This is a genomic window from Nocardioides segetis, assembly GCF_051390595.1.
Taxonomy (GTDB): Bacteria; Actinomycetota; Actinomycetes; order Propionibacteriales; family Nocardioidaceae; genus Nocardioides.
On record NZ_JBNINR010000020.1, the window covers coordinates 64,157 to 89,106 of the forward strand.

Below are 24,950 nucleotides of genomic sequence, written 5' to 3' on the forward strand. Positions count from 1 at the left end.
ACCCCGGTCACACGCACCGACTCGAGGAGGCTCGTCGTGACATCCGACATCTCGCCCCATGACATGGCTGCTCGCCATGATCCCGTGTACGACGAGCTCCACGCGGCCCCGGAGTTCGCCGAGCTCAAGCGGCGCTATCGCGGCTTCGTGTTCCCCGCGACCGTCGCCTTCCTGAGCTGGTACCTGCTCTACGTCGTGCTCTCCAACTGGGCCGGCGACTTCATGAGCAAGCAGGTGGTCGGCAACATCAACGTCGCCCTCGTCTTCGGTCTGCTGCAGTTCGCCACGACCTTCCTCATCGCGTGGCTCTACAGCCGCTACTCGACCTCCCGCCTCGACCCGCTGGCCCGGGAGCTGGACGAGCGCTTCATCGCCCTCGAGGGCAAGTCCTCCCGCGGAAGGGGCGATCACTGATGGACCACCAGCTCCTCACCACCCTGCTGTTCCTCGCGGTTGTGGCCCTGACCCTCGGCATCACGATCTGGGCCAGCCGGCAGACCTCCGGCGCGGCCGACTTCTACGCCGGTGGGCGCAGCTTCTCCGGCATCCAGAACGGCTTCGCGATCGGCGGCGACTACATGTCGGCCGCCTCCTTCCTCGGCATCTCCGGCGCCATCGCGCTGTCCGGGTACGACGGATTCCTCTACTCCATCGGCTTCCTCGTCGCCTGGCTCGTCGCGCTCCTGCTGGTGGCCGAGATGCTGCGCAACTCCGGCCGGTACACAATGGCCGACCAGCTGGCGTACCGCATGAAGCAGCGCCCGGTGCGGATGGCCGCCGCGACCTCGACCGTCGTGGTCTCGATCTTCTACCTGCTGGCGCAGATGGTCGGCGCGGGCGCGCTCGTCGCGCTCCTGCTCGGCGCGGACAGCCAGGCGCTGAAGAACCTCACCATCATCGGCGTCGGCGCCCTGATGATCATCTACGTCACCATCGGCGGGATGAAGGGCACCACCTGGGTGCAGATCGTGAAGGCAATCCTGCTGATGGTCGGCTCCGCGCTCATCGTGGTGATGGTGCTGTGGCACTTCGACTTCAACCTCTCCGAGCTGCTCGGCACCGCCGCCTCCAACACCGGCAAGGGTCAGGCGTTCCTCGAGCCCGGCCTGAAGTACGGCGCCGACACCACCAGCAAGATCGACTTCCTCAGCCTGGGTCTCGCGCTGGTGCTCGGCACCGCCGGACTCCCGCACATCCTGATCCGCTTCTACACCGTCCCGACGGCGCGCGACGCCCGCAAGTCGGTGCTCTGGGCGATCGGTCTGATCGGCGTGTTCTACCTGTTCACGCTGGTGCTCGGCTTCGGCGCCGCCGCCATGCTCAAGGGCGACAAGGCCGCCGACGTGGCCGACTCGGGCGGCAACCTGGCCTCGCCGCTGCTGGCCGAGGAGGTCGGAGGTGGCGCCGGATCGACAGGCGGCGCGATCCTGCTGGCGTTCATCGCGGCCGTGGCCTTCGCGACGATCCTCGCGGTGGTCGCGGGCCTGACGCTCACCTCGTCCACCTCGGTAGCGCACGACATCTACAACAGCGTCGTGAAGGGCGGGAAGGCGAGCGAGCACGACGAGATCAAGGTGACCCGGATCGCCGCTGCCGGCATCGGCGTCATCGCGATCGCTCTGGCCATCCCGGCACAGAGTCTCAACATCGCGTTCCTGGTTGCCCTCGCCTTCGCGGTGGCGGCCTCGGCCAACCTGCCGGCGATCGTCTACAACATGTTCTGGAAGCGCTTCAACACCCGCGGCGCGACCTGGGGCATCTACGGCGGCCTGATCTCGTCGGTGGGCCTGGTGTTCTTCTCCCCCGTCGTCTCGGGCTCGGAGACGGCCCTGGTCACCGGCGCGGACTGGTCGTGGTTCCCGCTGAGCAACCCGGGCATCGTCTCGATCCCGCTCGGGTTCTTCTTCGGCTGGCTCGGCACCATCACCTCCCACGAGCCCGCCGCGGAGGAGCGGTTCACCGAGCTCGAGGTCCGCGCCCTGACCGGTGCCGGCGCCGAGCAGGCCGTCCAGCACTGATTCGCAGGCCCGCCCACTTGTAACTACCTGTTCATGCTGCTCCCACACCCGTAGACGGGTGCGGTAGTGGCAAGAACAGGTAGTTACAAGTGGCTGGCCGTTCGCAGGCGCCCCACAGGCAACCCCCGTGCAACCCCTGGTGACCACACTTCCCGTGGGTCCTAATGTGAGCAGTGGCACCCCACTCGATCAGGAGACGACCGTGAGCGACCAGACAGCCGAGACCCTGGCCAACCTGCTGAAGGAGGACCGCCGCTTCGAGCCCCCGGCCGACCTGGCAGCCGCCGCCAACGTGAAGGCCGACGCGTACGACGCCGCGAAGGCCGACCGTGAGGGCTTCTGGGCCGAGCAGGCCGAGCGGCTCACGTGGGACACGAAGTGGGAGCGGGTCCTCGACTGGGACAACCCGCCGTTCGCGAAGTGGTACGTCGGCGGGCGGCTCAACGCGGCCTACAACTGCGTCGACCGGCACGTCGAGGCCGGCAAGGGTGACAAGGTGGCGATCCACTGGGTCGGGGAGCCGGAGGGAGAGACCCGCGACCTGACCTACGCCGACCTGCAGCGGGAGGTGTCGAAGGCCGCCAACGCGCTGACCGAGCTCGGCGTCGGCACCGGCGACCGGGTCGCGATCTACCTGCCGATGATCCCCGAGGCCATCGTCACGATGCTCGCCTGCGCCCGCATCGGCGCCCCGCACACCGTGGTGTTCGGGGGCTTCTCCGCCGACGCGCTGGCCTCGCGGCTCGACGACTGCCAGGCGAAGGTCGTCGTCACCGCCGACGGCGGCTACCGCCGCGGCACCGCGTCCGCGCTCAAGCCGGCCGTCGACGAGGCCCGCACCAAGACCGACGTCGTGCAGAAGGTGCTCGTGGTCCGCCGTACCGGCCAGGACGTGAGCTGGGACGACAGCGTCGACGTGTGGTGGCACGACGCGGTCGACGGCGCGTCCGACCAGCACACGCCCGAGGCGTTCGACGCCGAGCACCCGCTCTACGTCATGTACACCTCCGGCACGACCGGCAAGCCGAAGGGCATCCTGCACACGACCGGCGGCTACCTCACCGGCGCCGCGTACACCCACCACGCGGTCTTCGACCTCAAGCCCGACACCGACGTGTACTGGTGCACCGCCGACATCGGCTGGGTCACCGGCCACTCCTACATCGTGTACGGACCGCTCGCCAACGGCGTCACGCAGGTCCTCTACGAGGGCACGCCCGACAGCCCGGAGCCCGGTCGCTGGTGGAAGATCATCCAGGACTACAAGGTCACGCTGTTCTACACGGCGCCGACGGCGATCCGGTCGTTCATGAAGCAGGGCCACGAGGTCCCCGACCGCTTCGACATGTCGAGCCTGCGGATCCTCGGCTCCGTCGGCGAGCCGATCAACCCTGAGGCCTACGTCTGGTACCGCCACGTCATCGGCGGCGACCGCACCCCTGTCGTCGACACCTGGTGGCAGACCGAGACCGGCGCGGTGATGATCTCCCCGCTGCCCGGCGTGACCGCCGGCAAGCCCGGCTCGGCGATGACCGCGATCCCCGGCATCGAGGCCGACGTCGTCGACGACGAGGGCCGTTCGGTGCCCAACGGCTCCGGCGGCTACCTCGTCGTCACCTCGCCGTGGCCCTCGATGCTGCGCACCATCTGGGGCGACGACGACCGGTACGTCGACACGTACTGGTCCCGGTTCAAGCAGCAGGGCTTCTACTTCGCTGGCGACGGTGCGAAGAAGGACGACGACGGCGACATCTGGGTCCTCGGCCGCGTCGATGACGTCATGAACGTCTCCGGCCACCGGCTGTCCACGACCGAGATCGAGTCGGCGCTCGTGTCGCACCCGAAGGTCGCCGAGTCGGCCGTCGTCGGCGCCTCCGACCCCGACACCGGCCAGGCGGTCGTCGCCTACGTCATCTTGCGCAACGAGGCCGGGGACGGCGGGCCGGACATCGTGAAGGAGCTCTCCGACCACGTCCGCAAGGAGATCGGTCCGATCGCCAAGCCGCGGCAGATCATGATCGTGCCCGAGCTGCCGAAGACGCGCTCGGGCAAGATCATGCGCCGCCTGCTGCGCGACGTCGCCGAGGGCCGCGCGGTCGGTGACACCCAGACCCTCGCGGACGCCTCGATCATGGACCTGATCGCCGCGGGCCAGGCCACGTCCACCGAGGACTGAGCAGCGCCCCGACCCGGCGCAGATTGAACAAGCATCAACGCCGACCCGGCGCAGATCGAACGACAGGAATGTTCGGTCTGTGCCGGGTCGGCGCGTATCCGGATCAATCTGGGCCGGGTCGGCGTATCCGGGTTCGATCTGGGCCGGGTCGGGCCTCCCGGAGATTCAATCCGAGCCGGGTCGGCGTACCTTGTGGGCCGTGCCTGCCCTGCGATCCATCGACTGGTCCGCCCTGCCCGCGGAGCTCACCGCGTTCTGGACCGAGTACCACCTCTGCACGCTGAGCACCCTCGACCGGCACGGCGCGCCCCATGCCGTCCCCGTCGGCGCGACCCTCGACCGCGAGGAGGGATGCGCGTGGATCATCACCCGGCGCGGCTCGCAGAAGGTGCGCAACCTCGGCCGCGACGCCCGGCTCACGATCACCCAGGTCGACCGCGGCCGCTGGGCGTCGCTGGTGGGGACCGGCGAGGTCCACGAGGACGCGGAATCGGTGGCCCGCGCCTGCGAGCTGTACGCCGCCCGCTACCGCCCGCCGACCCCGAACCCCGAGCGGGTGGCGATCCGGGTCAGCGTGGAGCGGATCCTCGGCTCGGTCCAGGTGCTGCCGGCAGGCTGAGCTCCTCCGCCTCCGCCCGGCGGTCCCGGCGCCGCAGGTAGGCCTCGGCGAGGACGAGTCCCGCGAGAACACCCCCCACGTAGAGCAGCACGCTCTCGGGCGAGGCGGCCTCGTCGTCCACGAGGAGCTCCTCCCCCGAGACGAGCCTGAGCCCGACGACGACGCACATCACGACGGTCGGCACGATCAGCCGGTCCACCAGGTCTCGGCGGTAGAGCAACTGCCAGGCGGCGCCGAGCACCAGACCGGCGACGGCGAACGGGGCTCGGTCGACCCGGAGAAGCTCCTGGCCGGCGGCGCCGAACCCCAGGCCGAAGCAGGGCAGCATCCACGCCCACCCCTGCCGGGCGACGCGATCGACAGCACGACCCTCCACGGGTCAGATGCTGTCACCTCGCGCACGGTCGCGTCCCGACAACAGCAGGAGCAGCACACCCACGCCGGCGGCGACCACCGACGCGACCAGGATGCCGACCTTCGCCTCGGCGGTGAGCAGCTCGGAGCCGGGGAAGGACAGGCCGGCGATGAACAGCGAGACGGTGAAGCCGATGCCGGCCACGGCGCCGACCCCGACGATCTGCGGCCACGACGTGCCCTCCGGCATCCGGCCGACGCCGAGGCGGATCGCCAGGAAGCAGGCCAGGGTGATGCCGAGCGGCTTGCCGAGGACCAGGCCCGCCGCGATGCCGAGGGCGATGGGCGAGCGCAGCGCCTCGCCGAGCACGCCGTCGCCCAGCGCGACACCGGCGTTGGCGAGGGCGAACACCGGCAGCACGACGTACGCCGACAGCGGGTGCAGCCGGGTCTGCAGCCGCTCGACGACGGGGACGGACTCGCCGATGAGGAAGCGCAGCCGGTGCAGCTCCTCGGCGTCGAGGTCGTTGTCGCGCAACCCCTCGACGGCGTACTCCGTGGCGACCGAGGGGCGCAGCAGGGCGACGGCGGGCGTGAGCAGGCCGATCGCGACGCCGGCGAGCGTGGCGTGCACGCCGGACTGGAGCAGCGCGAACCACACCGCCACGCCGAGCACGGCGTACACCGGGATCGACCAGACCCGCGCGGCCCGGAGCGCCGCCATCGCCGCCAGCAGGCCGAGGGCGAGGGCGAGCCAGCCCAGCGACAGGTCGGCGGTGTAGAAGAGCGCGATCACCAGGATCGCGCCGATGTCGTCGACGATCGCGAGGGTCAGCAGGAACAGCCGCGCGGCGGACGGGATCCGTGAGCCGAGCAGCCCGAGGACACCGACCGCGAAGGCGATGTCGGTGGCCATCGGGATCCCCCAGCCTCCGGAGCCCTCCCCGCCCCCGACGATCGCGGCGTAGACCAGCGCCGGCACGAGCATGCCGCCGACCGCCGCGACGATCGGCAGCGCGGCGGTGCGCGGGTCGCGGAGGTCGCCGTGGACGAGCTCGTACTTGATCTCGAGGCCGACGACGAAGAAGAAGATCGCCATCAGCCCGTCGTTGACCCAGTGCTGGAGCGACTCCTCGATCCGCCAGTCGCCCACCTCGAGGGCGATGGGCGTGTGCCAGAAGTGGTCGTACGCCGACGCCCAGCCGTCGAACGGCAGGTTGACCCAGAGCAGCGCGACGACCGTGGCCGCGAGCAGTAGCACCGACCCGGCCGCCTCGACGTGGAGGAACTCGCGCAGGGGGCGGGCGACGTACCGGGCCAGGGGCCGCTCGCTCGCCGTCCACACGGGGCCGCGACGCCACAGGTCGTCGGGGGCGTGACGGGGGTCGGGCATGGGCGGGGCTCCTGACGTCGGGCGGGCACGGTGCGCTCACATGCCGACCAGACTTCCCGGCTCACCTGGACCCATCCTATCGAGGTGGGACGTCGCGGTTCCGCGGAGGGCGACTTCGTGGGCGTCCCCACGCGGATCGACGGTAAGGTCGGCCGCATGGCCACCGAACCGCGGACCCGCTCTGGGGAAGAGCCGACCATCGGGCGTCTCATCAAGGACGCCCAGACCGACCTCTCCACGATCATGCGCAAGGAGATCCAGCTCGCGAAGTCCGAGCTGAAGGTCAGCGTCACCGCGGGTGGCGTCGGGGCCGGCCTGATCGCGGCCGCCCTGTTCCTGCTGGTGCTGGCCGTGATCATGCTCTCGGTCGCGATCGCCTACCTCATCCACTGGAACGGCTCGGGCCTCGACCTGCACTGGGCCTTCCTCATCGTGTTCGGCTTCTACGTCGCCCTCGCCGCGTTGCTGGTGTTCCTCGCCATCCGCAGCTTCAAGAAGGTCAAGGCCCCCGAACGTGCCATCGTGCAGGGGCGGGAGATCCCGCGCGCCCTCAAGGGCCAGGCCTGACCCGCACTCCGGGCACGAGGGGGGACACCGATGGCGCGGCAGCCGGTCGTCGCAGGACGGGCCGAGCAGCTGCTCGGCTCCGCCGTGGTCGCCACGGCCCCCGTCGCGGGCGGTGACATCGCGACCGCGGTCAAGCTGCGCCTCTCCAGCGGACGCACGGCGTTCCTGAAGACGCTCAGCCCGGCGCCGCCGCAGTTCTTCGCCCGGGAGGCGACCGGCCTGCGCTGGCTGGCCGAGGCCACGCCCGACGGTGGCGTGGCCGCAGCCGAGGTGCTCGCCGTCGACACCGACTGCCTCATCCTCGACTGGGTCGAGACCGGCCGGCCCAACGCCGAGGCCGCCGGGGCCTTCGGCCGGGCCCTGGCCGCGACGCACGCGTACGGCGCACCCTGCTTCGGATGGGACGCCGAGTCGTCCTCGGCGCCCGCGGCGGGCGGGGCTCACGGCATCGACGAGAGGAGCGCGGGGTCCACGGCAGGCGGAGCCCCCCGTGTGGACGGGTACATCGGGCGCCTGCCCCTGCCCAACCGGCCGCTGCCGACCTGGACGGAGTTCTACGCCGAGCGCCGGATCGCGCCGTACCTGAAGGTGCTGCGCGACAAGGACATCGTCAGCGCCGAGGACGCCGCCACGATCGAGACGGCGGCGGCGCGCGGCCCCTCGATCGTCCCGATCGAGCCGCCCGCCCGGCTGCACGGCGACCTGTGGAACGGCAACGTGCTGTGGGCAACCGGCGACCGTGTGGTCGTCATCGACCCGGCGGCGTACGGCGGGCACCGGGAGGTGGATCTCGCCATGCTGGCGCTGTTCGGCCTGCCCCAGCTGCCGCAGGTGATGGCGGCCTACCACGAGGCGACGCCGCTGGCCGACGGCTGGGAGGAGCGGCTGGGCTTCCACCAGCTGTTCCCGCTGCTGGTCCACGCCTGCCTGTTCGGCGGCCAGTACGGCGCCCGCGCGGCCCGGGTCGCGCAGCGCTACCTGTAGCCCGCCGCGTAGCCTGACGCCGTGCCGGAGCCGCAGGTCATCACCGTCAGCGCCGTCGTGATCCGCGACCGGACGGGCGCGGTGCTCACGGTCCGCAAGCGCGGCACCGACCGGTTCATGCTCCCCGGCGGCAAGCCGGAGCCGGGCGAGACACCGCTGCAGACCGCCGTCCGCGAGTGCCACGAGGAGCTGGGCGCGGTGCTCGATCCCGCCGAGCTGCGGCTGGTGGGCTCCTTCCGCGCCGCGGCGGCCAACGAGGCCGGCTTCGAGGTCGCGGCCACGGTGTTCGAGCATCCGGCGCGGGTGTCGGTGGTCCCCGCGGCGGAGATCGCCGAGCTGCGCTGGCTGCCGGCGGGCGCCCGGCCGCTGCCCGCCGACCTCGCGCCGCTCCTGGCCGAGCACGTGCTGCCGGCCCTCGACCACCTCTCAGCCATCGCTCAGGCCGATCGGCCATGATGGGGGCGTGTCCGCCCGCGCCACCACCCCGCACCGCATCCTCGTCGTCGACGACGACCGCGCGGTGCGGGAGTCGCTGCGCCGCTCCCTCGCCTTCAACGGCTACGACGTCCACCTGGCCGGTGACGGCGCGGAGGCCCTCGCCGGGATCGGCGCGGTCGCGCCCGACGTGGTCGTGATGGACGTGATGATGCCCAAGCTCGACGGCCTGGAGGCGACCCGGGCGCTGCGGGCGGCCGGCAACGACGTCCCCATCCTGGTGTTGACCGCGCGCGACGCGGTGGGCGACCGGGTGGAGGGTCTGGACGCCGGGGCGGACGACTACCTCACCAAGCCGTTCGCACTGGAGGAGCTGCTCGCCCGGCTCCGGGCGCTGCTGCGGCGGGTGGCGCCGATCGACGACGGCGCCGAGGAGGAGGTGCTCTCGTTCGCCGACCTCACCATGAACGTCGCCACCCGCGAGGTGCGCCGCGGCAGCCGCGCGATCGAACTGACCCGCACCGAGTTCACCCTGCTGGAGATGTTCCTGCGCCGGCCGCGCCGCGTGCTCGACCGCAGCTTCATCCTCGAGGAGGTCTGGGGCTACGACTTCCCCACGACCGCCAACTCGCTGGAGGTGTACGTCGGCTACCTGCGCCGCAAGACCGAGGCCGAGGGCGAGCCGCGGCTGATCCACACCGTTCGCGGCATCGGGTACGTCCTGCGCGCCACCGAGTCCTAGATGGATGGGTGAGCGCGCCGTGAGCGTGCCCTGGGGCCTGGGGGTCGGCCAGGGGCTCGGCGTCGGTCAGGGCCCCGACGGGCGCTGGCACTACCGCCGCTCGCTGGCCAGCCGGGTGATCTGGCTGACCACGATCGCCGTCGGCATGTCGGTGGCGCTGGTCGCGGTCGGCGCCTACATCACCGCGCGGGTGCAGCTGCAGGACACGCTCGACAACGGCCTGCTCGACCGCGCGGGCAAGGCCGCCGCATCCGACAGCCTGCTGCAGGCCGGCTACCAGGGCATCCCGTCATGGGCGCTGGGCGCCGGCGACGTGCGGATCGCGATCCTCGACTACAACAACGCCACGCTGCGGATCCTCGATCGGGGACCCACGCTGGAGCTCGGGCGGCCCGAGCTCGAGGTGGCGCAGGGCAAGCAGGAGCAGAGCCTGCGGACCATCGTGCTCGCGGGCGAGCGCTACCGCGTGGTCGCCGTACCCACGCAGCAGAGCGGGGTCGCGCTGGTCATCGCCCAGCCGCTGGAGGACCAGGACCGGACCCTGCGGCGACTCGGCTGGGTGACCGTGGCGTTCGGCGTGTTCGGCGTCCTCGCCGCCGGGTTGGCCGGCTGGGCGGTCGCGAGCAACGGACTGCGCCCGGTCCGCCGGCTGAGCGGGTCGGTCGAGGAGATCGCGCGCACCGAGGACTTCACCCCGCTGCCGGTCGAGGGCGACGACGAGGTGGCGCGGCTGGCGACGGCCTTCAACCACCTGCTCGTGGCGCTGGACGCGAGCCGGATCCGGCAGCGTCAGCTGGTTGCGGACGCGAGCCACGAGCTGCGCACGCCGCTGACCGCCCTACGCACCAATATCGACCTGCTGACCATGACCGCCCGCAGTCCCGACGGCTTCGGCGGCCTGCCTCCCGACGCCCGTGACGAGCTGCTCGACGACGTCCGCGCCCAGATCGAGGAGCTCACGACCCTCATCGGCGACCTCACCGAGCTGGCCCGCGACGAGCCCATCCCGGTGCAGGTCGAGCCGGTCGACCTCGCCGACGTCATCGACCACGCGGTCCAGCGGGTACGACGCCGGGCCCCCGGCCTCGTGTTCGAGGTGTTCACCCGGCCGTGGTGGGTGATCGGCGAGGACGCCGAGCTGGAGCGCGCGGTGACGAACCTGCTGGACAACGCTGCCAAATGGAGCCCCGAAGGAGGCCAGGTGACCGTCCGACTCAGTGACGGAGTGCTGACCGTCGACGACCAGGGACCCGGGATCGCGGAAGCCGATCGCGCCCAGATCTTCGACCGGTTCTGGCGCTCGCCCGACGCCCGCACGATGCCCGGGTCGGGTCTCGGCCTGGCGATCGTGCGCCAGGTGGCGCAGCGCCACTCCGGGTCGGTGCAGGCGACGGCCAACGCCAGCGGCGGCGCGCGCCTCGTGCTGCGCCTGCCCGGACGGGAGAGCCCCCATGCCTGACCGGACCGCCCGCTCCGCACCCGTGAGGCGCCGGCCGCGCCCGCGGGCCAGGCTGGCGCTGGCCCCGTCGGTGCTGCTGGTCCCCCTGGCCCTGCTGCTGGCCGCCTGCGGCGGGGAGGAGGAGGTCGGCGCGAAGCCCGAGCTGCCGAGCGAGACCCCTGCCCTGTGGAACCCCTGCGACGTGCTCGACCCGGCGTTCGTGAAGGCGCAGTTCGGCGCCGAGACCACCGAGCACAGCGGCACCCCCACCAAGCCCGAGTGCAGGTTCACGCCGGCCGAGGGCAGCGGCGAGGCCGTCGTGACGTCCAACTACCTGCTCTTCCCCGGCACGCTGGACGATGCCTGGGAGACGATGGGCCAGCAGCCCGACGCCGACGTCCGCAGGCCCGCGATCGAGGGGGCCGACGACGTGCGGGTCGTGGTCAACGCCGCCGAGGACCAGCTCTACGTCACCGGCTTCGTGCAGAACGGCGACCTGATCCACCAGGTCGACGTCGTCGACCCCGCGCCGTACGACGAGAAGCGGGTGGTGCGCGGTGTCAGAGCCACGCTCGAGCTGCTGTCCCGACGCGCGGTGGAGACCGGTGCCGGCTCCTGACCCGAGCTGAGCCTGCCGGTTGCGGTGACTCAGGGATTGATCGCCTGCAGCAGCCGGGCCGCCTTCCACTCCGTCTCCGCCCACTCCTCGGCGACGTCGCTCGCGACGGTGATGCCGCCGCCGGTCCCGAGGACGTACTCCTCACAGCCGCCGGTGGTCAGCAGGGTGCGGATCACCACCCCGAGGTCGGCGCGGCCGTCGCCCGACACCCAGCCGAAGGCGCCGGCGTACGCCCCGCGGGGGGTCGCCTCGACGTCGTCGATGATCTGCATCGTGCGCAGCTTCGGCGCGCCGGTCATCGAGCCCGCGGGGAACAGCGACCGGAGGGCGCCGACCGTCGTGACCTCGTCGCGGAGCCGGCCGCGGACCGTGGAGACCAGCTGGTGCACCGACGCGTACGACTCCACCTCCATCAGCGCGGGCACCTCCACCGTGCCGACCTCGCAGACGGTCGCCAGGTCGTTGCGGAGCAGGTCGACGATCATCAGGTTCTCGGAGCGGTACTTCGGGTCGCTCGCCAGCCGCTCGCGGGCCTCCGCGTCCTCGGCGGGCGTGCCGCCGCGCGCGGTCGTGCCCTTGATCGGCTTGGTCTCGAGCATCCGGTGCTCGTCGACCAGCGCGTAGCGCTCCGGCGAGGAGCTCAGCAGCCAGGCCCGGGCTCCGTCGACGTCGTGCTGGAGGAAGCCGGCGTACGGCGCCGGGTTGAGTGCGCGGAGCCGGAGGTACGCCGCCGCGGGGGTGAGGGGGCTGCTGGCGCGGACCCGGTGGGTCAGGTTGACCTCGTAGGAGTCGCCCGCGCGCAGGTGCTCCTGGACCCGGGTGAATGCGGCGGCGTAGTCGGAGGGGAGGCCGTCGGAATCGCCGGTCGACCGGTGATTCCCGCGCTTGTCGGGCGGTGCGGCGCCGGACAGGTGCAGGGGACGCTCGACGAGTGGGTGGTCGTACTCCCGGATGGACGAGGGCCGCAGCCACACGGCGTCGGGCAGGTCGGGGTCCGGGGCGGCGGGCAGGTCGGGCCGCGCGGCGTACCCGAAGTAGCCGAACCACTGGTCGCTCGGCCTCCCGTCGGCCAGCTCGGCCTCGAGGACGGCGAACGGGTCGTCGCCGACCACGACCGAGCGCCCGCCGGCGTGCCGGGTCACCTCCCGCCGTCCGGCGTCGTACGTGAGCGACACGTCGTCGTCGTCGAGCCAGCCGAGGATCGAGCGGCGCCGCGACCAGTCGCGGGCGCCGCCGCCGTCGAGCCACACGCAGCGCGGATGGCGGGCCTGGATCCGCGCGAACGCCTCCGCGGGATCGCCCTGGGTGACCATCCGGTCAGCGTCCCACGGCGAGGAAGTTCGCGACCAGCCTCGCGCCGTACGCCGAGAGCACCGACTCGGGGTGGAACTGCACGCCCTCGATCGGCCGGGTCCGGTGCCGCACTCCCATGATCGTGCCGTCGGCCGCCCAGGCCGTGGCCTCGAGCTCGTCGGGCAGCCGGGTCGCGGCGAGCGAGTGGTAGCGCACGGCCGCGAGCGGCGAGGGTACGCCGGCGAAGACGCCCCGGCCGTCGTGGGTCACCTCCTCCACCACCCCGTGCGCGGGCTCGACCCGGCCGACCTCGCCCCCGTGGGCGACGACCATCCCCTGCATGCCGAGGCACACGCCGAGCACCGGGCGGTCCGCCTCGAGGTCCCAGGCGTACTCGCCCGGATGGCCCGGTCCCGGCGACAGCACGACGTGGGAGAACCCGGACAGGTCGACGGGGTCGTCCCACTGGACCACGGTCGGCAGCACGCCGGTGACGCCGGCGACGAGGTGGACCAGGTTCCAGGTGTAGGAGTCGCGGTGGTCGATGACCACGACGTCGGGGATCACCGCCAGTCCACGACAGCCACGTCGGCGTCGAGCGCCGCACCACGCAGCCGCTTGTCACGGGTCCACAGGCGCGAGCCGGGCACGAGCAGACAGCTGCCCAACAGCTGTGCATCGGCCGCGCTGAGTCCTCTGCCCCAGAGCTGTCGTGCATCGACGAGCGCCAACAGCTCGGTCGTGCGCAGCGCGGGAAGCTGCCGCAGCTCGCCGAGGAGATCCAGCACGGCTGCCCGGTCGCGGAGGCTCCCGAGTGCCAGCTCCTCGATCACCGCGGTGTGACAGGCCACCTCGTCGACCGCCAGGCCTCGCACCAATTGCGGCTCGGCGCGATGGAGGTGGTCGATCCAGACCGAGGTGTCGACCAGGATCACGACGCTCGACGGGCAGAACGGCGGCGAGGCGCCGCCGCGGCATCCGGGTCTGACCCCCCGAGAGCCGCGAGCCGGCGTCCGGCCTCGACCCGCACCAGCGTCTCCAGTCCGGCGCGCACGAGGGACGAGCGCTCCTCGATCCCGGTCAGTTCGGCGGCTCTCTCCATCAGGTCGTCGTCGACCGTCACGGTGGTTCTCATCATCTGCCTCCGCATCAATTGATGTTGGATTCGATGCTACGCGGTTCCCCGCGAGCCCGGCGAGGAAGCACTCACAGCGCGGTCGCCACCTCCCCGCGCCGCAGCGCGGCGACCACGCCGGGGGCGGGAGCGACGTACACCTCCGGGTGGTCGATCTCCCCCAGCGCCGGATCGACCGGCCAGGCGAGCCGCTCCTCGCCGAGGGTGAACTCGGCCGCGACCCCGGGCCTGTTGCCGCGCGGGTCCTGCCGGTGCCAGCCGCCGTCGACGTGGACGGCGACCAGGCCGTGCAGGACGAACCCGCCGGGGGTGTCGTCGTCGACCAGACGCTGGTAGCAGAGCCCGATCGGGACGCCGCCCGCGCGCAGCAGCGCCGCCAGCAGGTGCGCCTTGGCGTAGCACCACCCGACACCGTCGGCGAGGACCTCCGTCGCCGTGACGGCGAACCGCGGGTCGCCGGCGTCACCGGCGTGCGCGATCTCGTCGCGCACCCAGGCGAAGGCGGTGCGGGCGAAGGTCTCGTCGTCGACGGCGCCCGCGCCCAGCCGCGCCGCCAGCGCGACGACCTCGGGCGTGGACGACTCGACGATGTCGTCAGCGTCGAGGTACTCGCCGGGTGGCCGGGCGATCAGCTCGACCATGCCTCAGACCTCGATGATGGTCAGGGCCGGGTCGACCGCACGGATGTCGTCGGGGTCGGAGGTGACCACCACGTGGTCGTGGCGACGGGCGTCGACTGCCACGTGGACGTCGGTGACGTCGGCGTGCCCGGTCGCACCGATGACGAGGCCCAGGAGCTTGGCCAGGTCGGGCTCGAGATTCTTGAGCGTGACGCCCGCGTTGCTCAGCAGCCGGGCGAGCTCGGCCTGACGTGGGCCGCCGCGCCAGACTTGAGCCAGTACCCCCGGCACAACGTGGACCGACGAGCCGTCCCGCAACGCGAACTCGATCAGCCGACGCACTCGTCGGTTGCCGCGCTCTAACGCGATCAAGGCGCCGGCATCGAGAGTGAGGCCCGCCGCCGTCACAGGAGGCCCTTGGCCTTCTTCTCAGCCATCTCCCGGTCGGCGCGGTCGAGCTGCTCGCGCGCCCAGGCAGTGTCTTCCTCGGTGGGCGGCCCCCACTTCTCGTCGAACATCTCGAAGAAGTCGCCGATCGGCTCGCGGTCTGCCTTCTGCTGCAGAGCCTGAGCGACGTACGCCGAGACCGAGGCCGCTCTGCCCTCCTCGACCGCCGCTCGGGCGTGCTCGACCAGATGGTCGGGCAGGCTGACGGTGATCTTGGCGGTCATACCGGAATCATACCGCCGCGTAGCGGTCCCGAGAAGCGCCTTGGTCATGACTTCAGGCTGCCCCACCCGAGCAGCCGGCGCCACCGCGTGAGGGCAGCCTGTGGACATCAGTCCAGCAGCACGTCGCACACCAGCCCGTGGACGATGTCGAAGCCGCGCTCGGTGAGGATCGACTCGGCGTGGAACTGCACGCCCCGGTAGTGGGGGCCGCGCAGCGCGTGGACGTCGCCGGTGTCGGGATCGGCGTCGACGCTGACGCCCTCGGGGAGCTCGGTGGCGTCGGCGACCCGGCCCACGAAGGTGTTGTAGAAGCCGACCCTCTGGGGGCGCCCGTCGAGCAGCACGGAGGCCTGGGTGCCCTGGAAGACGATGTCCTTGTAGGCGAGCGGGATGCCGAGCTGGTGGCACAGCGCCTGGTGCCCCAGGCACACGGCGACGAACGGCTTCTCATGGGCGAGCAGCCAGGTCACGGCGGCGCGGAGCCGGCCCATCTTGGGGTCGGCGTCGTCGCGCGGGTCGCCGGGGCCGGGGCCGACGATGACCAGGTCGAAGCCGTCGAGTACGCCGTCGGCGTAGTCCTCGTGACGCACCACCGACGAGCTCATGCCCATGCGGGCGAGCATGTGCCGCAGCATGTTCACGAAGTCGTCCTCGCCGTCGAGGATGACCGCGGACCTCCCCGCGAGGCGCGGGTCGCTCGGCGTACCGGCCTGGTCGGCGAGCCAGAAGCCGGAGAGCCGGTTGTTGCGGGCGTTGAGGGCGATCAGCACCTCCTCGTCGGCGACGAGGGTGGCGATGTCGGTCGTGGGCACCGGCGCGGGCGGCACCAGGCCGAAGGCGGAGAGGATGCCCCCGGCCTTGGCGTGGGTCTCGGCGACCTCGTACGCCGGGTCGGAGTCACGCACCAGCGTCGCGCCCGCCGTCACCTTCAGCTCGCCGGAGAGCGAGACGTCGGCCGTGCGCAGCACGATCGGACTGTCGAGCACCGGCTCGCCGGCGTCGTCACGGCCGAAGATGGCGAGCGCGGAGGCGTAGTAGCCGCGCCCCTCGGGCTCGTACCGCTTGATCAGCCGGCACGCGTTCTCGACCGGCGACCCGGTCACCGTGGCGGCGTACATCGTGTCCCTGAGCACCTCGCGGACGTCGCGCGTGGTGCGGCCGGCGAGGAGGTACTCGGTGTGGATGAGGTGCGTCATCGGCTTGAGGAACGGCCCGAGCACCTGGCCGCCCTCCGTGCAGATGTCGCACATCATCTTGAGCTCCTCGTCGACCACCATGAAGAGCTCGTAGATCTCCTTCTCGTCCTTGAGAAAGGCGCGCAGCCGCTCCTCGGTGCCGCGGGTCTCGCCGGCGGGCGGACGCAGGTGGAAGGTGCCGGAGATCGGGTTCATCCGCACGTCGCCGCCGTGCACGGACACGTGGCGCTCGGGCGAGGCGCCGATGAGGAAGCGGTCGCCGGTGAAGAAGACGAAGGTCCAGTACGCGCCCCGCTCGCGCTCCAGCAGCCGCCGGAACACCGTCAACGCGACCGCGGCGTCGAAGTCGGCGACGACCGCGCGGTAGTTGCGCCCGATGACGAGGTTCGCCCCCTCGCCCTGCCCGATCTCCTGGTCGATGATCGACGCGACGATCTTGGCGTACTCGTCGTCGCCGGTCTCGAAGCCGCCGCGGTCGGTGAACTCGACCGGCACCGGGTCGATCGCGTCGACCACGTCGGCGACCGAGAACTCGTGCTCCTCGGTGACGTCGACGACCACGAGCGGGGTGCCGTCGTCGTGCGCCTCGAAGCCGCGCTCGCCGACCTGGCGGAACGGTACGGCGACCAGCCGGTCGCAGATGTGCCCCGGCTCCGGTACGCCGGTCTCGAGCGGGATGTCCATGATCGACTCGACCACGCTGCGCGCGCCGCCGAGCACGCCCACCGTGTCGCGGTCGCCCGCGCGGGTGGAGCGCCGGATGATCGCCCAGGCCTCGTGCCCCTGGACGGCCGTGATGGCTTCCCGGGCGGTGAGGCTGGCACTGAGCTGATCGGGCATGACCGAAGCCTATGCGGGTGGGTCGGGCCGGTCGGGGGGCCATCCAAATCCGGTGGCGGAGAGAGGCGGCTGTAACTACCTGTCCGTGCCACTGCCGTACCGGTCTACGGGTGTGGTGGGGACAAGAACAGGTAGTTACAGCTGCCCAGGCGGGCGCGAGAAGGCGGCCGGCGCGGCGATCAGAGCTCTCGCTCCTCCGAGCGCACGGCCACCTTCTTGAGGAGGCGGTTGAGGGTGGCCAGCTCGCGCTCGGTGAGCGCGCCCGCGAGGTCGTCCTCGGCGGCGCCGCGGATGTCCATGGCGCGGCGCCAGACGTCCATGCCGGACCGGGTCACCTCGACGATCACCCGGCGCCGGTCGTCGACCGACGGGATCCGGCGGATCCAGCCGGCCTTCTCGAGCCCGTCGAGACGACCGGTCATGCCCGCGCCGGACAGGCCGAGCTCGGTGGCCAACTCCGTCGGCGAGGCCGAGCCGGGGGTGTCGCGGATCATCAACAGGTGCAGGGTGTTGTACTCGAAGTCGGTGAGGCCGACGGTGGCCACGGCCCGCTGCTTGGCGTCGCGCAGGTAGCGGTCGATCCGGTTGATCCGGACGAACACGCCCTCGACGACCTCGTCGAACGCCAGGTCGAGCCAGTGGTCCTTCCACCGCGCGACGTGGCGGTCCGTCCAGTCCTCGGCCATGGGCGAACGGTACTGCACCTCTCGCGATATTTCGTTTGCCGAATAGTTCGCCAGCGAAGTACTCTGCGCGGATGCCCGCTCCCTCACCCCTGCGCTCCCGCGACTTCCGGCTGCTCGTCGGCGGCGTCGCCGTGAGCGGACTGGGCTCGGCGATGACGCCGGTGGCGCTCGCCTTCGCCGTCCTCGACCTGGGCGGCTCGGCGACGCAGCTCGGCCTGGTCGTCGCGGCGTTCGCGGCGGCCGAGGTCGTCACGATCCTGTACGGCGGCGTGCTCGGCGACCGGCTGCCCCGGCCGCTCCTCATGCAGGGCTCGTCCGCCGCGACCGCCGTCAGCCAGGGCGCGGTCGCGGTGGTGCTCGTCACCGGTCACGGCTCGATCTGGTTCCTGACCGTCATCGGCGTGGTCAACGGCTGCCTCGGCGCCATCGCCCAGCCGGCGTCGAACGCGATGACCCGCTCGACCGTCACCGAGCAGCAGCTCGGGCGGGCGGTCGTGCTGCGCAGCCTGGCCAGCGAGACCGCCTTCGCGGTCGGCTTCGCCCTGGCCGGCGTGATCGTCGCCGTCGCCGGACCCGGGTGGGCGATCGCGGCCGACGCGGCGACGTACGCCGTCGCGGCGGTGCTCTTCTCGATGATCCGGGCGATCGGCTCGTCGGACGGCCCGCGCGAGCGCCTGCTGGCCGAGCTCGCCGACGGCGCACGGGAGGTCTTCCGCCACAGCTGGCTGTGGCTGCTGATCGGGCAGGCGCTGCTCTACCACCTGTTCTACAACGGCGCACAGGGCGTCCTCGGGCCGATCGTGGTCGGGGACGCGTGGGGCGAGGAGGCGTGGGGCTGGGCGCTCTCGGCGCTCATGGTCGGCTTCGTCGCCGGCGGCCTGGTCGCGCTGCGCTGGCGACCCCGGCACCTACTGCGCTGGGGCCTGGTGCTGCTGTCGCTGACCGCGGCGTTCCCGCTCGCGATGGCGGTGGCCGACGACCTCCGCCTGGTCCTCGTCGGCGCGTTCGTGCACGGGGTCGGGCTGCAGCTGTTCAGCGTCAACTGGGACCTCGCGATCCAGGAGAACATCGCCGAGGACATGCTCGCGCGGGTCTACTCCTTCGACCTAGTGGGCTCGTTCGCCTGCCGCCCGATCGGGCTCGCGCTCACCGGACCGGTCGCCGCGCTGGTGGGCACCGACACCTGGCTCCTCGTCGTCGCCGCCGTGATCGGGCTCAGCTCGCTGGCCGCGCTCGCCGCTCCGTCCGCGCGACACCTGACCCGGCGTACGCCGGAGCCGGCGGCCGCCGAGGTGCCCACGCCTCCGCGGTGACGGCGACGACCTCCGCGCCGCGGGCCCGCGGATCCCTCGGCACACTCCGGCACGGCCGGGTCGACGATCAGGTCGGAGTCACCCGCGCGCGCTGCCCGGGGCCGCCGCCTCCAACTGCGCCAGCACCTCGCCGGCGGCGCGCTCGCCGGAGCGGACGGCACCGTCCATGTAGCCGGTCCAGTACGTCGCGGTCTCGGTGCCCGCCCAGTGCACCCGCCCATGCGGCGTCCGGATGTGCCGGCCGTGGACGGTCAGCACGCCCGGCGGATAGATCGCGGTGGGCCCGCCTCCGGTCCACTGCTCGCGGGTCCAGTCGTGCTCGGTGTAGTCGATGGGGTGGCGTGCCTCGTCGCCGAACATCCGCGCGAAGCCGTCGAGGACCGCGGCGCGGCGCTCCGCGAGCGAGCGCGTGCCGAACTGCTGCCACGCGGCGCCGCCGACGAAGGCGAGCAGGATGCCGTGCCCGGTGTCGGCGACGTGGTTGTCGAAGGCGACGCGGACCGCTCCCGCGTCGGCGATGCCGAAGCCGGTGAGGCCCCGGTCGCGCCAGAACGGCCGCTCGTAGACCGCGTCGCACTTCATCAGCCGACCCATCCGGACCTGTTCGAGCAGCGCTCGGCGGCCGGGCGGGAGGGCGGGCGCGAAGCCGATGTCGAGGACCTGCTTGGGCGGCGCGGCGACGATCACGCGGCGGGCCCGGACCGGCCCACGACCGGTGTCGACCCGGACGCCGTCGGGCACGTCCACGATCCCGGTCACCGGGGCGTCGAGCGCGATCCGGGTGCCGAGCAGCCTCGCGAGCTCCAGGGGCACCCGCTGGGAGCCGCCGACGAACCGGCTCTCCTGGGCGCCGCCGACCGTGTCGGAGTTGCGCTCGAAGGTGCCGGGCGTGGACTCGTTGCCCGAGCAGGAGATGTAGTGCAGCACGAACAGCAGGGACACCTGATCGGGGTCGGCGCCGAAGCCGGGATGGGTCCAGGACTGGATGAGCTTCTCGATGCCCCGCCGGTTGAGGGTGTTGCGGCGCAGCCAGTCGCTGAGGCTGAGGGCGTCCCACTGCGCGGCGCGCGGATGCGCCCACGGGGCGTCGACCCGCAGCTCCCGGGCCATGTCGTTGAGGCGCTTGAGCGCGAGGGCGGCGTCGAGCAGGATCGTCGGGTCCGGCGGGACCGTGCCCTTGAACTCCATCCGGCCGAGGAGGGAGGAGAGGTAGACGTTCTTGCCGGTGGCGTACTGCTCGAACGTGGCGACCCCGAGCCGGCTCGCGAGTGCCGCGATGCGGTCCTGGGTCGGTCCGACGAAGGCGCCGCCGGCCTCGAGCGTGCCGCCGGTGGGGAGCTCGTGGTTGAGCACCCGGCCACCGACCCGGTCGCGCGCCTCGACGACGAGCACGGACCGGCCGGCGCGGGCGACCTCGTCGGCGGCCACCAGGCCGGCGATGCCGGCGCCGACGACCACGACGTCCACCGCGGGCGGCAGGGCACCGGCCAGCGTGCCGGCGGCCACCTCCGCCTCCAGCGCGTCGAGGGCGAGGAGGCCGGCCGCGGCGGCCCCTCCGGCGAGGACCGCCCGGCGTCCCAGCTCGATGGTGTGCACGGCGCCTCTCGGTCAGGAAGTGAATCTGTGTCAGGTTCGGATTCGGAGGCTACACTGCGGCCATGCCCTCCGCCAGCGTCCCGGACGCCCCCGTCGGGCCGAGCCGTCGCCGGCTCCCCACCCAGGCCCGGTCCCGGGAACGGGTCGAGCGGATCCTCGACGCCGCCGCGCGCCTCGTCGTGACCAACGGCGTGGAGGGCCTGACGACACGCTCGATCGCCGAGACCGCCGAGCTTCCGGTCGCGTCGCTCTACCAGTACTTCGCCGACAAGGAGGCCGTCCTCCTCGCGCTCTGCGAGCGCGACATGGCCGAGATGGACGACCGCGTCGCCACCGACCTCGCGCTGCTCGCCGACCCGGAGCACCCGGCCGAGCTGACCATCGCGACCATGGTGGAGACCGCGATGCGCGCCTTCGTCGCGGTCTACCACCGGCGTCCCGCGTTCATGCAGATCTGGATGCGGGGGCGCGCCAATCCCGCGATCTACGACTACGGACGCCACCACAACCGGCGCATCGCCGCCAACCTGCTCGCCTTCGGGCTCGACGCCGGGCTGCTCGGCACCGACCGGTACGACGACGAGCAGATCGGCGCCATCGCCGAGCTCGCCGTCGAGGTCGGCGACCGAGCCTTCCAGCTGGCCTTCGAGCACGACCCGCGCGGCGACGAGTTCCTCATCGCCCAGGCGATCGCACTCGTCTCGGGCTACCTCGAGCGCATCACGAGCGATCGGTGAGCGCGACGCTCGCCGGCCTGCGCGCCGACGTGGCGGCGGCCGCCCGCCGCCTGGCCGCGGCCGGGCTGCTCGTCGGCACCGCCGGCAACGTGTCGGCCCGCGCCGGCGACCGGATCGCGATCACCGCCACCGGGGTGGCGCTCGCCGCGTGCACGGCCGACGACGTCACCGTCGTGACGCCGTCCGGAGAGGTCGCCGCCGGCACGTTGGAGCCCACCAGCGAGCTGTCCCTCCACCTCGGCGTCTACGCCGACACCCCCGCCGCGGCGGTGGTCCACACCCACGCCCCGTTCGCCACGGCCCTCGCCTGCGTGCTCGACGCACTGCCCGTGCTCCACTACCAGCAGCTCGCCCTCGGCGGCGAGATCCGCGTGGCGCCGTACGCGACCTTCGGGACGCCCGAGCTGGCCGCCCACGTCCGCGCCGCGCTGGCGGGGCGCAGCGCCGCGCTGCTCGCCAACCACGGCGCGGTGACCCTCGCCGGCACGCTCGACGCCGCGGTCGAGAACGCGCTGCTGCTCGAATGGCTCTGCCAGCTCCACCACCGGGCCACCGCCCTCGGTACGCCGCGCGCGCTCACCGAGGAGCAGCAGGCCGACGTCGTCCGGGCCGCGATCGAGCGCGGCTACGGCACCCCGAGAGGTCATCGCGCATGAGCATGGTCGTCGCCGCGGTCGGCGTACACGTCCTGGACACCCACGTGCTCGGCATCGAGTCGATCCCGACGGGCTCGGAGGGCCAGCTGGTCGAGACGATCCGGATGTCCCCGGCCGGGACGGCCGGCGGCACCGCGGTCGTGCTGAGCCGCCTCGGCGCGACGGTGCGGTCCTACGGCGCCGTCGGCACCGACCCGGTCGGCGACACCCTGCTCGCCCTGCTCACGCGCGAGGGCGTCGACGTCGGCGGCCTGGTGCGCAAGGACGGCGCCCAGACGTCCGCCTCGGTGCTGCCCGTGCGTCCCAACGGCGACCGCCCCGCCTGGCACTGCATCGGCGCCAACGGCGCGTTCACGCTCGACGACCTGCCGGCCGGCGCCCTCGACGGCGTCACCCACCTGCACCTCGGCGGGCCCGAGTTCCTCGGCGGCGACGCCGCGGCCGAGCTGCTCGCCCGGGCCCGCGCGGCCGGGATCACCACCTCGGTGGACGTCCTGGCGCCCGGCGACCCCGACCTGCTGGCGTGGATCGCCGCCGCGCTCCCCCACACCGATCACCTGCTACCCAACGACGAGCAGGTCCTCGGCTTCACCGGTGCCGCGTCGCTCACCGAGGGGGCACAGGCACTGGTCGCCGCCGGAGCGGGCTGCGTGGCGGTGACCCAGGGCGCGAAGGGAGCCCTCGTCGTGTCCGGGGACGGCGCGGCCGAGGTGCCGGCGTACCCCGTCGCGGTCGTGGACACGACCGGGTGCGGCGACGCCTTCTCGGCCGGCTACCTGCGCGGGCTGGCGCTGGGGCGGACGCCGGTCGCCGCCGCGGCGCTCGGCTGCGCGACCGCGGCCCAAGTGGCGCAGGGACTGGGCACCGACGCGGGGAGCTACGACCTCGCCGCGGTCGAGGCCCTCGCTGCGGCCGGCTGACCCGCCGACCGACCGTCGTACCGGACGATTCGGTCGCTGATTGGCCGTTGTCACGACCGTTTCGTCCGGTACGACGGGCTCGGCCCTCGACTCCGATCTCGTTGCGTGGCTCGACGGCGGCGAGGTCGACGTCATCGAGCGCCCCGCAGTGGGGCCGCACCATGCGGGAGCCATCGGCCGCCCGGGTCCCGCCGCGCTCGTCGCCGCCGCTACGGTTCCGCCGCTACGGTTCGGCCGTGACCCGCCAGTATCTCGAGGATGCCGTCGGCCCCGACGGCATCCGCGTGACCATCGCGCTCGAGCCTGCCGTCGACCAGCTCATCCGTGCCAACGACAGGCTCGGTGGCTCGTTCCTCCTGCGCGCCCTGTCCGGGCGCGGTCAGAAGGTCGTCCAGCAGATGGTGTACGGCGGGGCGTGGGTCGTCGACGTCGAGACCGACGCGGGACGACGGGTTCGGATCCGCGTGCCCGACCACGGCTCGGCGCTGGCGTTGGCGAAGGAGACGTGGCGCGACGTGGACGAGCGGGGGGTGGTGGCGGTCGCGGAGCTGGGGTGACGACTCGGGCCCGTGGCGACTACCCGGGCGCTGTGGCTACTACCCGGGTGCTGTGGCCCCCTTTTTCGTGCTGTAACCCTTGGCGGTCTCAGAGGGTCGTTGCACCACTCGTGGTGAGGAGTGGTTGCGTGGCGATGTTGAGAGCGGACCGGCAGGCGTTCTGGGCGCAGGTGCGGGCAGGGAACTGGGCGAAGCAGGCCGAAGAGTTGGCCGGCGTGTCGAAGGGCGCCGGGCAGAAGCTCTACGCCAAGTCTGGTGGTGTGATGGAACCAGCAACCACGCCGACGGGTCGCTACCTCTCCCACGCCGAGCGTGAAGAGATTGCTCTGTTGCATGTCCAGGGCCACGGTGTGCGGGAGATCGGGCGACGGATCGGGCGTCCGCACTGCACCATCAGCCGGGAGCTGGCGCGCAACCGCACCAGCCATGACGGCAGGTACCGGGCGTTGACGGCCCAGCGCCGAGCCGAGGACGGGCACGTCGTCCGAAGCTGGGCAAGCTGGCTCAGCATCCGCGGCTGCAGGAGTTCGTCGTGGAGAAGCTGACCGGGGAGCAGTGGTCACCACAGCAGATCAGTCAGGCTCTACGGGTGGAGTTCCCCGACGACCCAACGATGCGGTGCTGTCACGAGACGATCTACCGCTCGATCTATATCCAGGGCCGTGGCGAGTTGCGCCGCGAACTGGCCGCGCACCTACGCACCCGTCGTGAGCAGCGCAAGCCGCAGAACCGGCCCGAGCGGCGCAAGGGCCGGCTGGTCGACACCATCCACATCAGCCAACGCCCCGCCGAGGCGGCGGACCGGGCAGTGCCCGGTCACTGGGAGGGCGACCTGATCATCGGCAAGAACGCCGGCTCGGCGATCGGGACCCTGGTGGAGCGATCCACCAGGTTCGTGATGCTGATCCACCTGCCCAAGCGGCGTACCGCCGAGGACTTCGCCGAGGCCCTGATCCCGGTCCTACGCACACTTCCCGACCAGTTGCGCCGCTCGCTGACCTGGGACCAGGGCAAGGAGATGGCGCTGCACAAGCAGATCGCGTTCGAGGCCGACATCCCGCTCTACTTCTGCGACCCCAGCAGCCCCTGGCAACGCGGCACGAACGAGAACACCAACGGGCTGCTGCGCCAGTACTTCCCCAAGGGAGTCAGCCTGCGCCAGTTCACACCGGCCGACCTCGACGAGGTCGCCCGCAAGCTCAACAGCCGGCCCCGTCAGACCCTCGGCTGGGCAACACCCGCCCAGCGACTCGAAGAGCTACTCTGCGGCCATCAGATCAGCCGTGGTGCAACGACCGGCTGAATCCGCCCTTAGAGGTTCCGCCAATAGGTCGTTGCGTGTCGGTCCACGAGGACAGGCACGAGCCCCGGTAGACGAAGTGGTA

Annotated in this window: 27 protein-coding genes and 1 pseudogene; 16 read left to right on the forward strand and 12 right to left on the reverse strand. The window is 72.2% G+C overall.

Annotated features, from left to right (window positions below; translation table 11 throughout):
* Positions 1 to 36 precede the first annotated feature (36 nt).
* The 4 genes from ACPZVR_RS23260 to ACPZVR_RS23275 all read left to right on the forward strand — a co-directional run bounded on the left by ACPZVR_RS23260 (position 37) and on the right by ACPZVR_RS23275 (position 4,813).
* Complete coding sequence (locus tag ACPZVR_RS23260; RefSeq protein ID WP_436702065.1) at positions 37 to 414, forward strand: DUF485 domain-containing protein; 378 nt, start codon at positions 37 to 39, stop codon at positions 412 to 414.
* The gene (locus tag ACPZVR_RS23265; RefSeq protein WP_436702066.1) at positions 414 to 2,018 is read left to right on the forward strand and encodes a monocarboxylic acid transporter; all 1,605 of its coding nucleotides are present in this window, start codon (positions 414 to 416) and stop codon (positions 2,016 to 2,018) included. The genes ACPZVR_RS23260 and ACPZVR_RS23265 overlap by 1 nt, the downstream gene beginning before the upstream one ends.
* Positions 2,019 to 2,220: 202 nt before the next feature.
* A complete protein-coding gene (gene acs / locus ACPZVR_RS23270) occupies positions 2,221 to 4,194 on the forward strand; it encodes an acetate--CoA ligase (RefSeq protein WP_436702067.1) in 1,974 nt (657 codons plus the stop codon).
* Positions 4,195 to 4,393: 199 nt separating this feature from the next.
* Complete coding sequence (locus ACPZVR_RS23275; protein ID WP_436702068.1) at positions 4,394 to 4,813, forward strand: pyridoxamine 5'-phosphate oxidase family protein; 420 nt, start codon at positions 4,394 to 4,396, stop codon at positions 4,811 to 4,813.
* Here the strand turns inward: ACPZVR_RS23275 and ACPZVR_RS23280 are convergent.
* Together ACPZVR_RS23280 and nhaA are read right to left on the reverse strand one after the other, a co-directional pair.
* Positions 4,764 to 5,189 carry a hypothetical protein gene (locus ACPZVR_RS23280; RefSeq protein WP_436702069.1) on the reverse strand — a complete coding sequence of 142 codons (426 nt, stop codon included), beginning with the start codon at positions 5,187 to 5,189 and terminating at the stop codon, positions 4,764 to 4,766. The genes ACPZVR_RS23275 and ACPZVR_RS23280 overlap by 50 nt on opposite strands.
* A gap of 3 nt (positions 5,190 to 5,192) precedes the next feature.
* Entirely contained in the window at positions 5,193 to 6,560 is a 1,368-nt protein-coding gene (gene nhaA / locus ACPZVR_RS23285; protein WP_436702070.1) for a Na+/H+ antiporter NhaA, read from the reverse strand.
* Positions 6,561 to 6,716: 156 nt separating this feature from the next.
* On the opposite strand from nhaA, the gene ACPZVR_RS23290 reads away from it, so the two are divergent.
* The 6 genes from ACPZVR_RS23290 to ACPZVR_RS23315 are packed head-to-tail and all read left to right on the forward strand — an operon-like array spanning position 6,717 to position 11,345.
* Positions 6,717 to 7,127 carry a phage holin family protein gene (locus tag ACPZVR_RS23290; RefSeq protein ID WP_436702071.1) on the forward strand — a complete coding sequence of 137 codons (411 nt, stop codon included), beginning with the start codon at positions 6,717 to 6,719 and terminating at the stop codon, positions 7,125 to 7,127.
* Between the two features lie 30 nt (positions 7,128 to 7,157).
* Complete coding sequence (locus tag ACPZVR_RS23295; protein ID WP_436702072.1) at positions 7,158 to 8,111, forward strand: fructosamine kinase family protein; 954 nt, start codon at positions 7,158 to 7,160, stop codon at positions 8,109 to 8,111.
* 21 nt (positions 8,112 to 8,132) lie between these two features.
* Positions 8,133 to 8,567, forward strand: coding sequence for an NUDIX hydrolase (locus ACPZVR_RS23300; protein ID WP_436702073.1), 435 nt, complete (start codon positions 8,133 to 8,135; stop codon positions 8,565 to 8,567).
* 7 nt (positions 8,568 to 8,574) lie between these two features.
* Complete coding sequence (locus ACPZVR_RS23305; protein WP_436702074.1) at positions 8,575 to 9,288, forward strand: response regulator transcription factor; 714 nt, start codon at positions 8,575 to 8,577, stop codon at positions 9,286 to 9,288.
* A gap of 19 nt (positions 9,289 to 9,307) precedes the next feature.
* Complete coding sequence (locus ACPZVR_RS23310; protein ID WP_436702075.1) at positions 9,308 to 10,747, forward strand: sensor histidine kinase; 1,440 nt, start codon at positions 9,308 to 9,310, stop codon at positions 10,745 to 10,747.
* Positions 10,740 to 11,345 (forward strand): hypothetical protein, encoded by a 606-nt coding sequence (locus ACPZVR_RS23315; protein WP_436702076.1) that lies wholly within the window; start codon positions 10,740 to 10,742, stop codon positions 11,343 to 11,345. The genes ACPZVR_RS23310 and ACPZVR_RS23315 overlap by 8 nt, the downstream gene beginning before the upstream one ends.
* A gap of 29 nt (positions 11,346 to 11,374) precedes the next feature.
* Here the strand turns inward: ACPZVR_RS23315 and ACPZVR_RS23320 are convergent, their stop codons facing one another.
* From ACPZVR_RS23320 to ACPZVR_RS23360, 9 genes are all read right to left on the reverse strand, one after another.
* Positions 11,375 to 12,658, reverse strand: coding sequence for an anthranilate synthase component I family protein (locus ACPZVR_RS23320; RefSeq protein WP_436702077.1), 1,284 nt, complete (start codon positions 12,656 to 12,658; stop codon positions 11,375 to 11,377).
* A gap of 4 nt (positions 12,659 to 12,662) precedes the next feature.
* A complete protein-coding gene (locus tag ACPZVR_RS23325; protein ID WP_436702078.1) occupies positions 12,663 to 13,205 on the reverse strand; it encodes an anthranilate synthase component II in 543 nt (180 codons plus the stop codon).
* On the reverse strand, positions 13,202 to 13,573 hold the full coding sequence (locus ACPZVR_RS23330) for a type II toxin-antitoxin system VapC family toxin (RefSeq protein ID WP_436702079.1): 372 nt from the start codon (positions 13,571 to 13,573) through the stop codon (positions 13,202 to 13,204). The genes ACPZVR_RS23325 and ACPZVR_RS23330 overlap by 4 nt, the downstream gene beginning before the upstream one ends.
* Complete coding sequence (locus ACPZVR_RS23335) at positions 13,570 to 13,761, reverse strand: type II toxin-antitoxin system VapB family antitoxin (RefSeq protein WP_436702080.1); 192 nt, start codon at positions 13,759 to 13,761, stop codon at positions 13,570 to 13,572. The genes ACPZVR_RS23330 and ACPZVR_RS23335 overlap by 4 nt, the downstream gene beginning before the upstream one ends.
* Before the next feature lie 83 nt (positions 13,762 to 13,844).
* Complete coding sequence (locus ACPZVR_RS23340; RefSeq protein ID WP_436702081.1) at positions 13,845 to 14,414, reverse strand: transglutaminase domain-containing protein; 570 nt, start codon at positions 14,412 to 14,414, stop codon at positions 13,845 to 13,847.
* A 3-nt stretch (positions 14,415 to 14,417) separates the two neighbouring features.
* The gene (locus ACPZVR_RS23345; RefSeq protein WP_436702082.1) at positions 14,418 to 14,801 is read right to left on the reverse strand and encodes a hypothetical protein; all 384 of its coding nucleotides are present in this window, start codon (positions 14,799 to 14,801) and stop codon (positions 14,418 to 14,420) included.
* Positions 14,798 to 15,064, reverse strand: a complete 267-nt coding sequence (locus tag ACPZVR_RS23350) for a ribbon-helix-helix domain-containing protein (protein ID WP_436702083.1) — start codon at positions 15,062 to 15,064, stop codon at positions 14,798 to 14,800. Before ACPZVR_RS23350 ends, ACPZVR_RS23345 begins: the two co-directional genes overlap by 4 nt.
* Before the next feature lie 107 nt (positions 15,065 to 15,171).
* The gene (locus tag ACPZVR_RS23355; RefSeq protein WP_436702084.1) at positions 15,172 to 17,100 is read right to left on the reverse strand and encodes an anthranilate synthase family protein; all 1,929 of its coding nucleotides are present in this window, start codon (positions 17,098 to 17,100) and stop codon (positions 15,172 to 15,174) included.
* Positions 17,101 to 17,279: 179 nt separating this feature from the next.
* Positions 17,280 to 17,786, reverse strand: coding sequence for a MarR family winged helix-turn-helix transcriptional regulator (locus ACPZVR_RS23360; protein ID WP_436702085.1), 507 nt, complete (start codon positions 17,784 to 17,786; stop codon positions 17,280 to 17,282).
* Positions 17,787 to 17,857: 71 nt separating this feature from the next.
* Here ACPZVR_RS23360 and ACPZVR_RS23365 point away from each other — a divergent pair, with 71 nt between their 5' ends.
* The gene (locus tag ACPZVR_RS23365; RefSeq protein ID WP_436702086.1) at positions 17,858 to 19,099 is read left to right on the forward strand and encodes an MFS transporter; all 1,242 of its coding nucleotides are present in this window, start codon (positions 17,858 to 17,860) and stop codon (positions 19,097 to 19,099) included.
* Positions 19,100 to 19,177: 78 nt separating this feature from the next.
* On the opposite strand, the gene ACPZVR_RS23370 is transcribed toward ACPZVR_RS23365, so the two are convergent.
* Positions 19,178 to 20,695 (reverse strand): flavin monoamine oxidase family protein, encoded by a 1,518-nt coding sequence (locus ACPZVR_RS23370; protein WP_436702087.1) that lies wholly within the window; start codon positions 20,693 to 20,695, stop codon positions 19,178 to 19,180.
* A 62-nt stretch (positions 20,696 to 20,757) separates the two neighbouring features.
* Here ACPZVR_RS23370 and ACPZVR_RS23375 point away from each other — a divergent pair, with 62 nt between their 5' ends.
* The 5 genes and pseudogenes from ACPZVR_RS23375 to ACPZVR_RS23395 all read left to right on the forward strand — a co-directional run bounded on the left by ACPZVR_RS23375 (position 20,758) and on the right by ACPZVR_RS23395 (position 24,868).
* Positions 20,758 to 21,432 (forward strand): TetR/AcrR family transcriptional regulator, encoded by a 675-nt coding sequence (locus ACPZVR_RS23375; protein ID WP_436702088.1) that lies wholly within the window; start codon positions 20,758 to 20,760, stop codon positions 21,430 to 21,432.
* Positions 21,429 to 22,088 (forward strand): class II aldolase/adducin family protein, encoded by a 660-nt coding sequence (locus ACPZVR_RS23380; RefSeq protein ID WP_436702089.1) that lies wholly within the window; start codon positions 21,429 to 21,431, stop codon positions 22,086 to 22,088. Before ACPZVR_RS23375 ends, ACPZVR_RS23380 begins: the two co-directional genes overlap by 4 nt.
* A complete protein-coding gene (locus ACPZVR_RS23385) occupies positions 22,085 to 23,008 on the forward strand; it encodes a carbohydrate kinase family protein (protein WP_436702090.1) in 924 nt (307 codons plus the stop codon). Before ACPZVR_RS23380 ends, ACPZVR_RS23385 begins: the two co-directional genes overlap by 4 nt.
* Before the next feature lie 236 nt (positions 23,009 to 23,244).
* Positions 23,245 to 23,565: a hypothetical protein gene (locus ACPZVR_RS23390; protein ID WP_436702091.1), complete on the forward strand. Its 321-nt coding sequence runs from the start codon at positions 23,245 to 23,247 to the stop codon at positions 23,563 to 23,565.
* A gap of 134 nt (positions 23,566 to 23,699) precedes the next feature.
* Positions 23,700 to 24,868 (forward strand): annotated as a pseudogene (locus ACPZVR_RS23395) (IS30 family transposase).
* Positions 24,869 to 24,950 lie beyond the last annotated feature (82 nt).

Coding starts and splice junctions, on each gene's coding strand:
- ACPZVR_RS23265 (WP_436702066.1), top strand. CDS start 414: ATGGACCACCAGCTCCTCACCACCCTGCTGTTCCTCGCGGTTGTGGCC.
- nhaA (WP_436702070.1), bottom strand. CDS start 6,560: ATGCCCGACCCCCGTCACGCCCCCGACGACCTGTGGCGTCGCGGCCCC.
- ACPZVR_RS23290 (WP_436702071.1), top strand. CDS start 6,717: ATGGCCACCGAACCGCGGACCCGCTCTGGGGAAGAGCCGACCATCGGG.
- ACPZVR_RS23295 (WP_436702072.1), top strand. CDS start 7,158: ATGGCGCGGCAGCCGGTCGTCGCAGGACGGGCCGAGCAGCTGCTCGGC.
- ACPZVR_RS23315 (WP_436702076.1), top strand. CDS start 10,740: ATGCCTGACCGGACCGCCCGCTCCGCACCCGTGAGGCGCCGGCCGCGC.
- ACPZVR_RS23320 (WP_436702077.1), bottom strand. CDS start 12,658: ATGGTCACCCAGGGCGATCCCGCGGAGGCGTTCGCGCGGATCCAGGCC.
- ACPZVR_RS23340 (WP_436702081.1), bottom strand. CDS start 14,414: ATGGTCGAGCTGATCGCCCGGCCACCCGGCGAGTACCTCGACGCTGAC.
- ACPZVR_RS23350 (WP_436702083.1), bottom strand. CDS start 15,064: ATGACCGCCAAGATCACCGTCAGCCTGCCCGACCATCTGGTCGAGCAC.
- ACPZVR_RS23355 (WP_436702084.1), bottom strand. CDS start 17,100: ATGCCCGATCAGCTCAGTGCCAGCCTCACCGCCCGGGAAGCCATCACG.
- ACPZVR_RS23360 (WP_436702085.1), bottom strand. CDS start 17,786: ATGGCCGAGGACTGGACGGACCGCCACGTCGCGCGGTGGAAGGACCAC.
- ACPZVR_RS23365 (WP_436702086.1), top strand. CDS start 17,858: ATGCCCGCTCCCTCACCCCTGCGCTCCCGCGACTTCCGGCTGCTCGTC.
- ACPZVR_RS23375 (WP_436702088.1), top strand. CDS start 20,758: ATGCCCTCCGCCAGCGTCCCGGACGCCCCCGTCGGGCCGAGCCGTCGC.
- ACPZVR_RS23385 (WP_436702090.1), top strand. CDS start 22,085: ATGAGCATGGTCGTCGCCGCGGTCGGCGTACACGTCCTGGACACCCAC.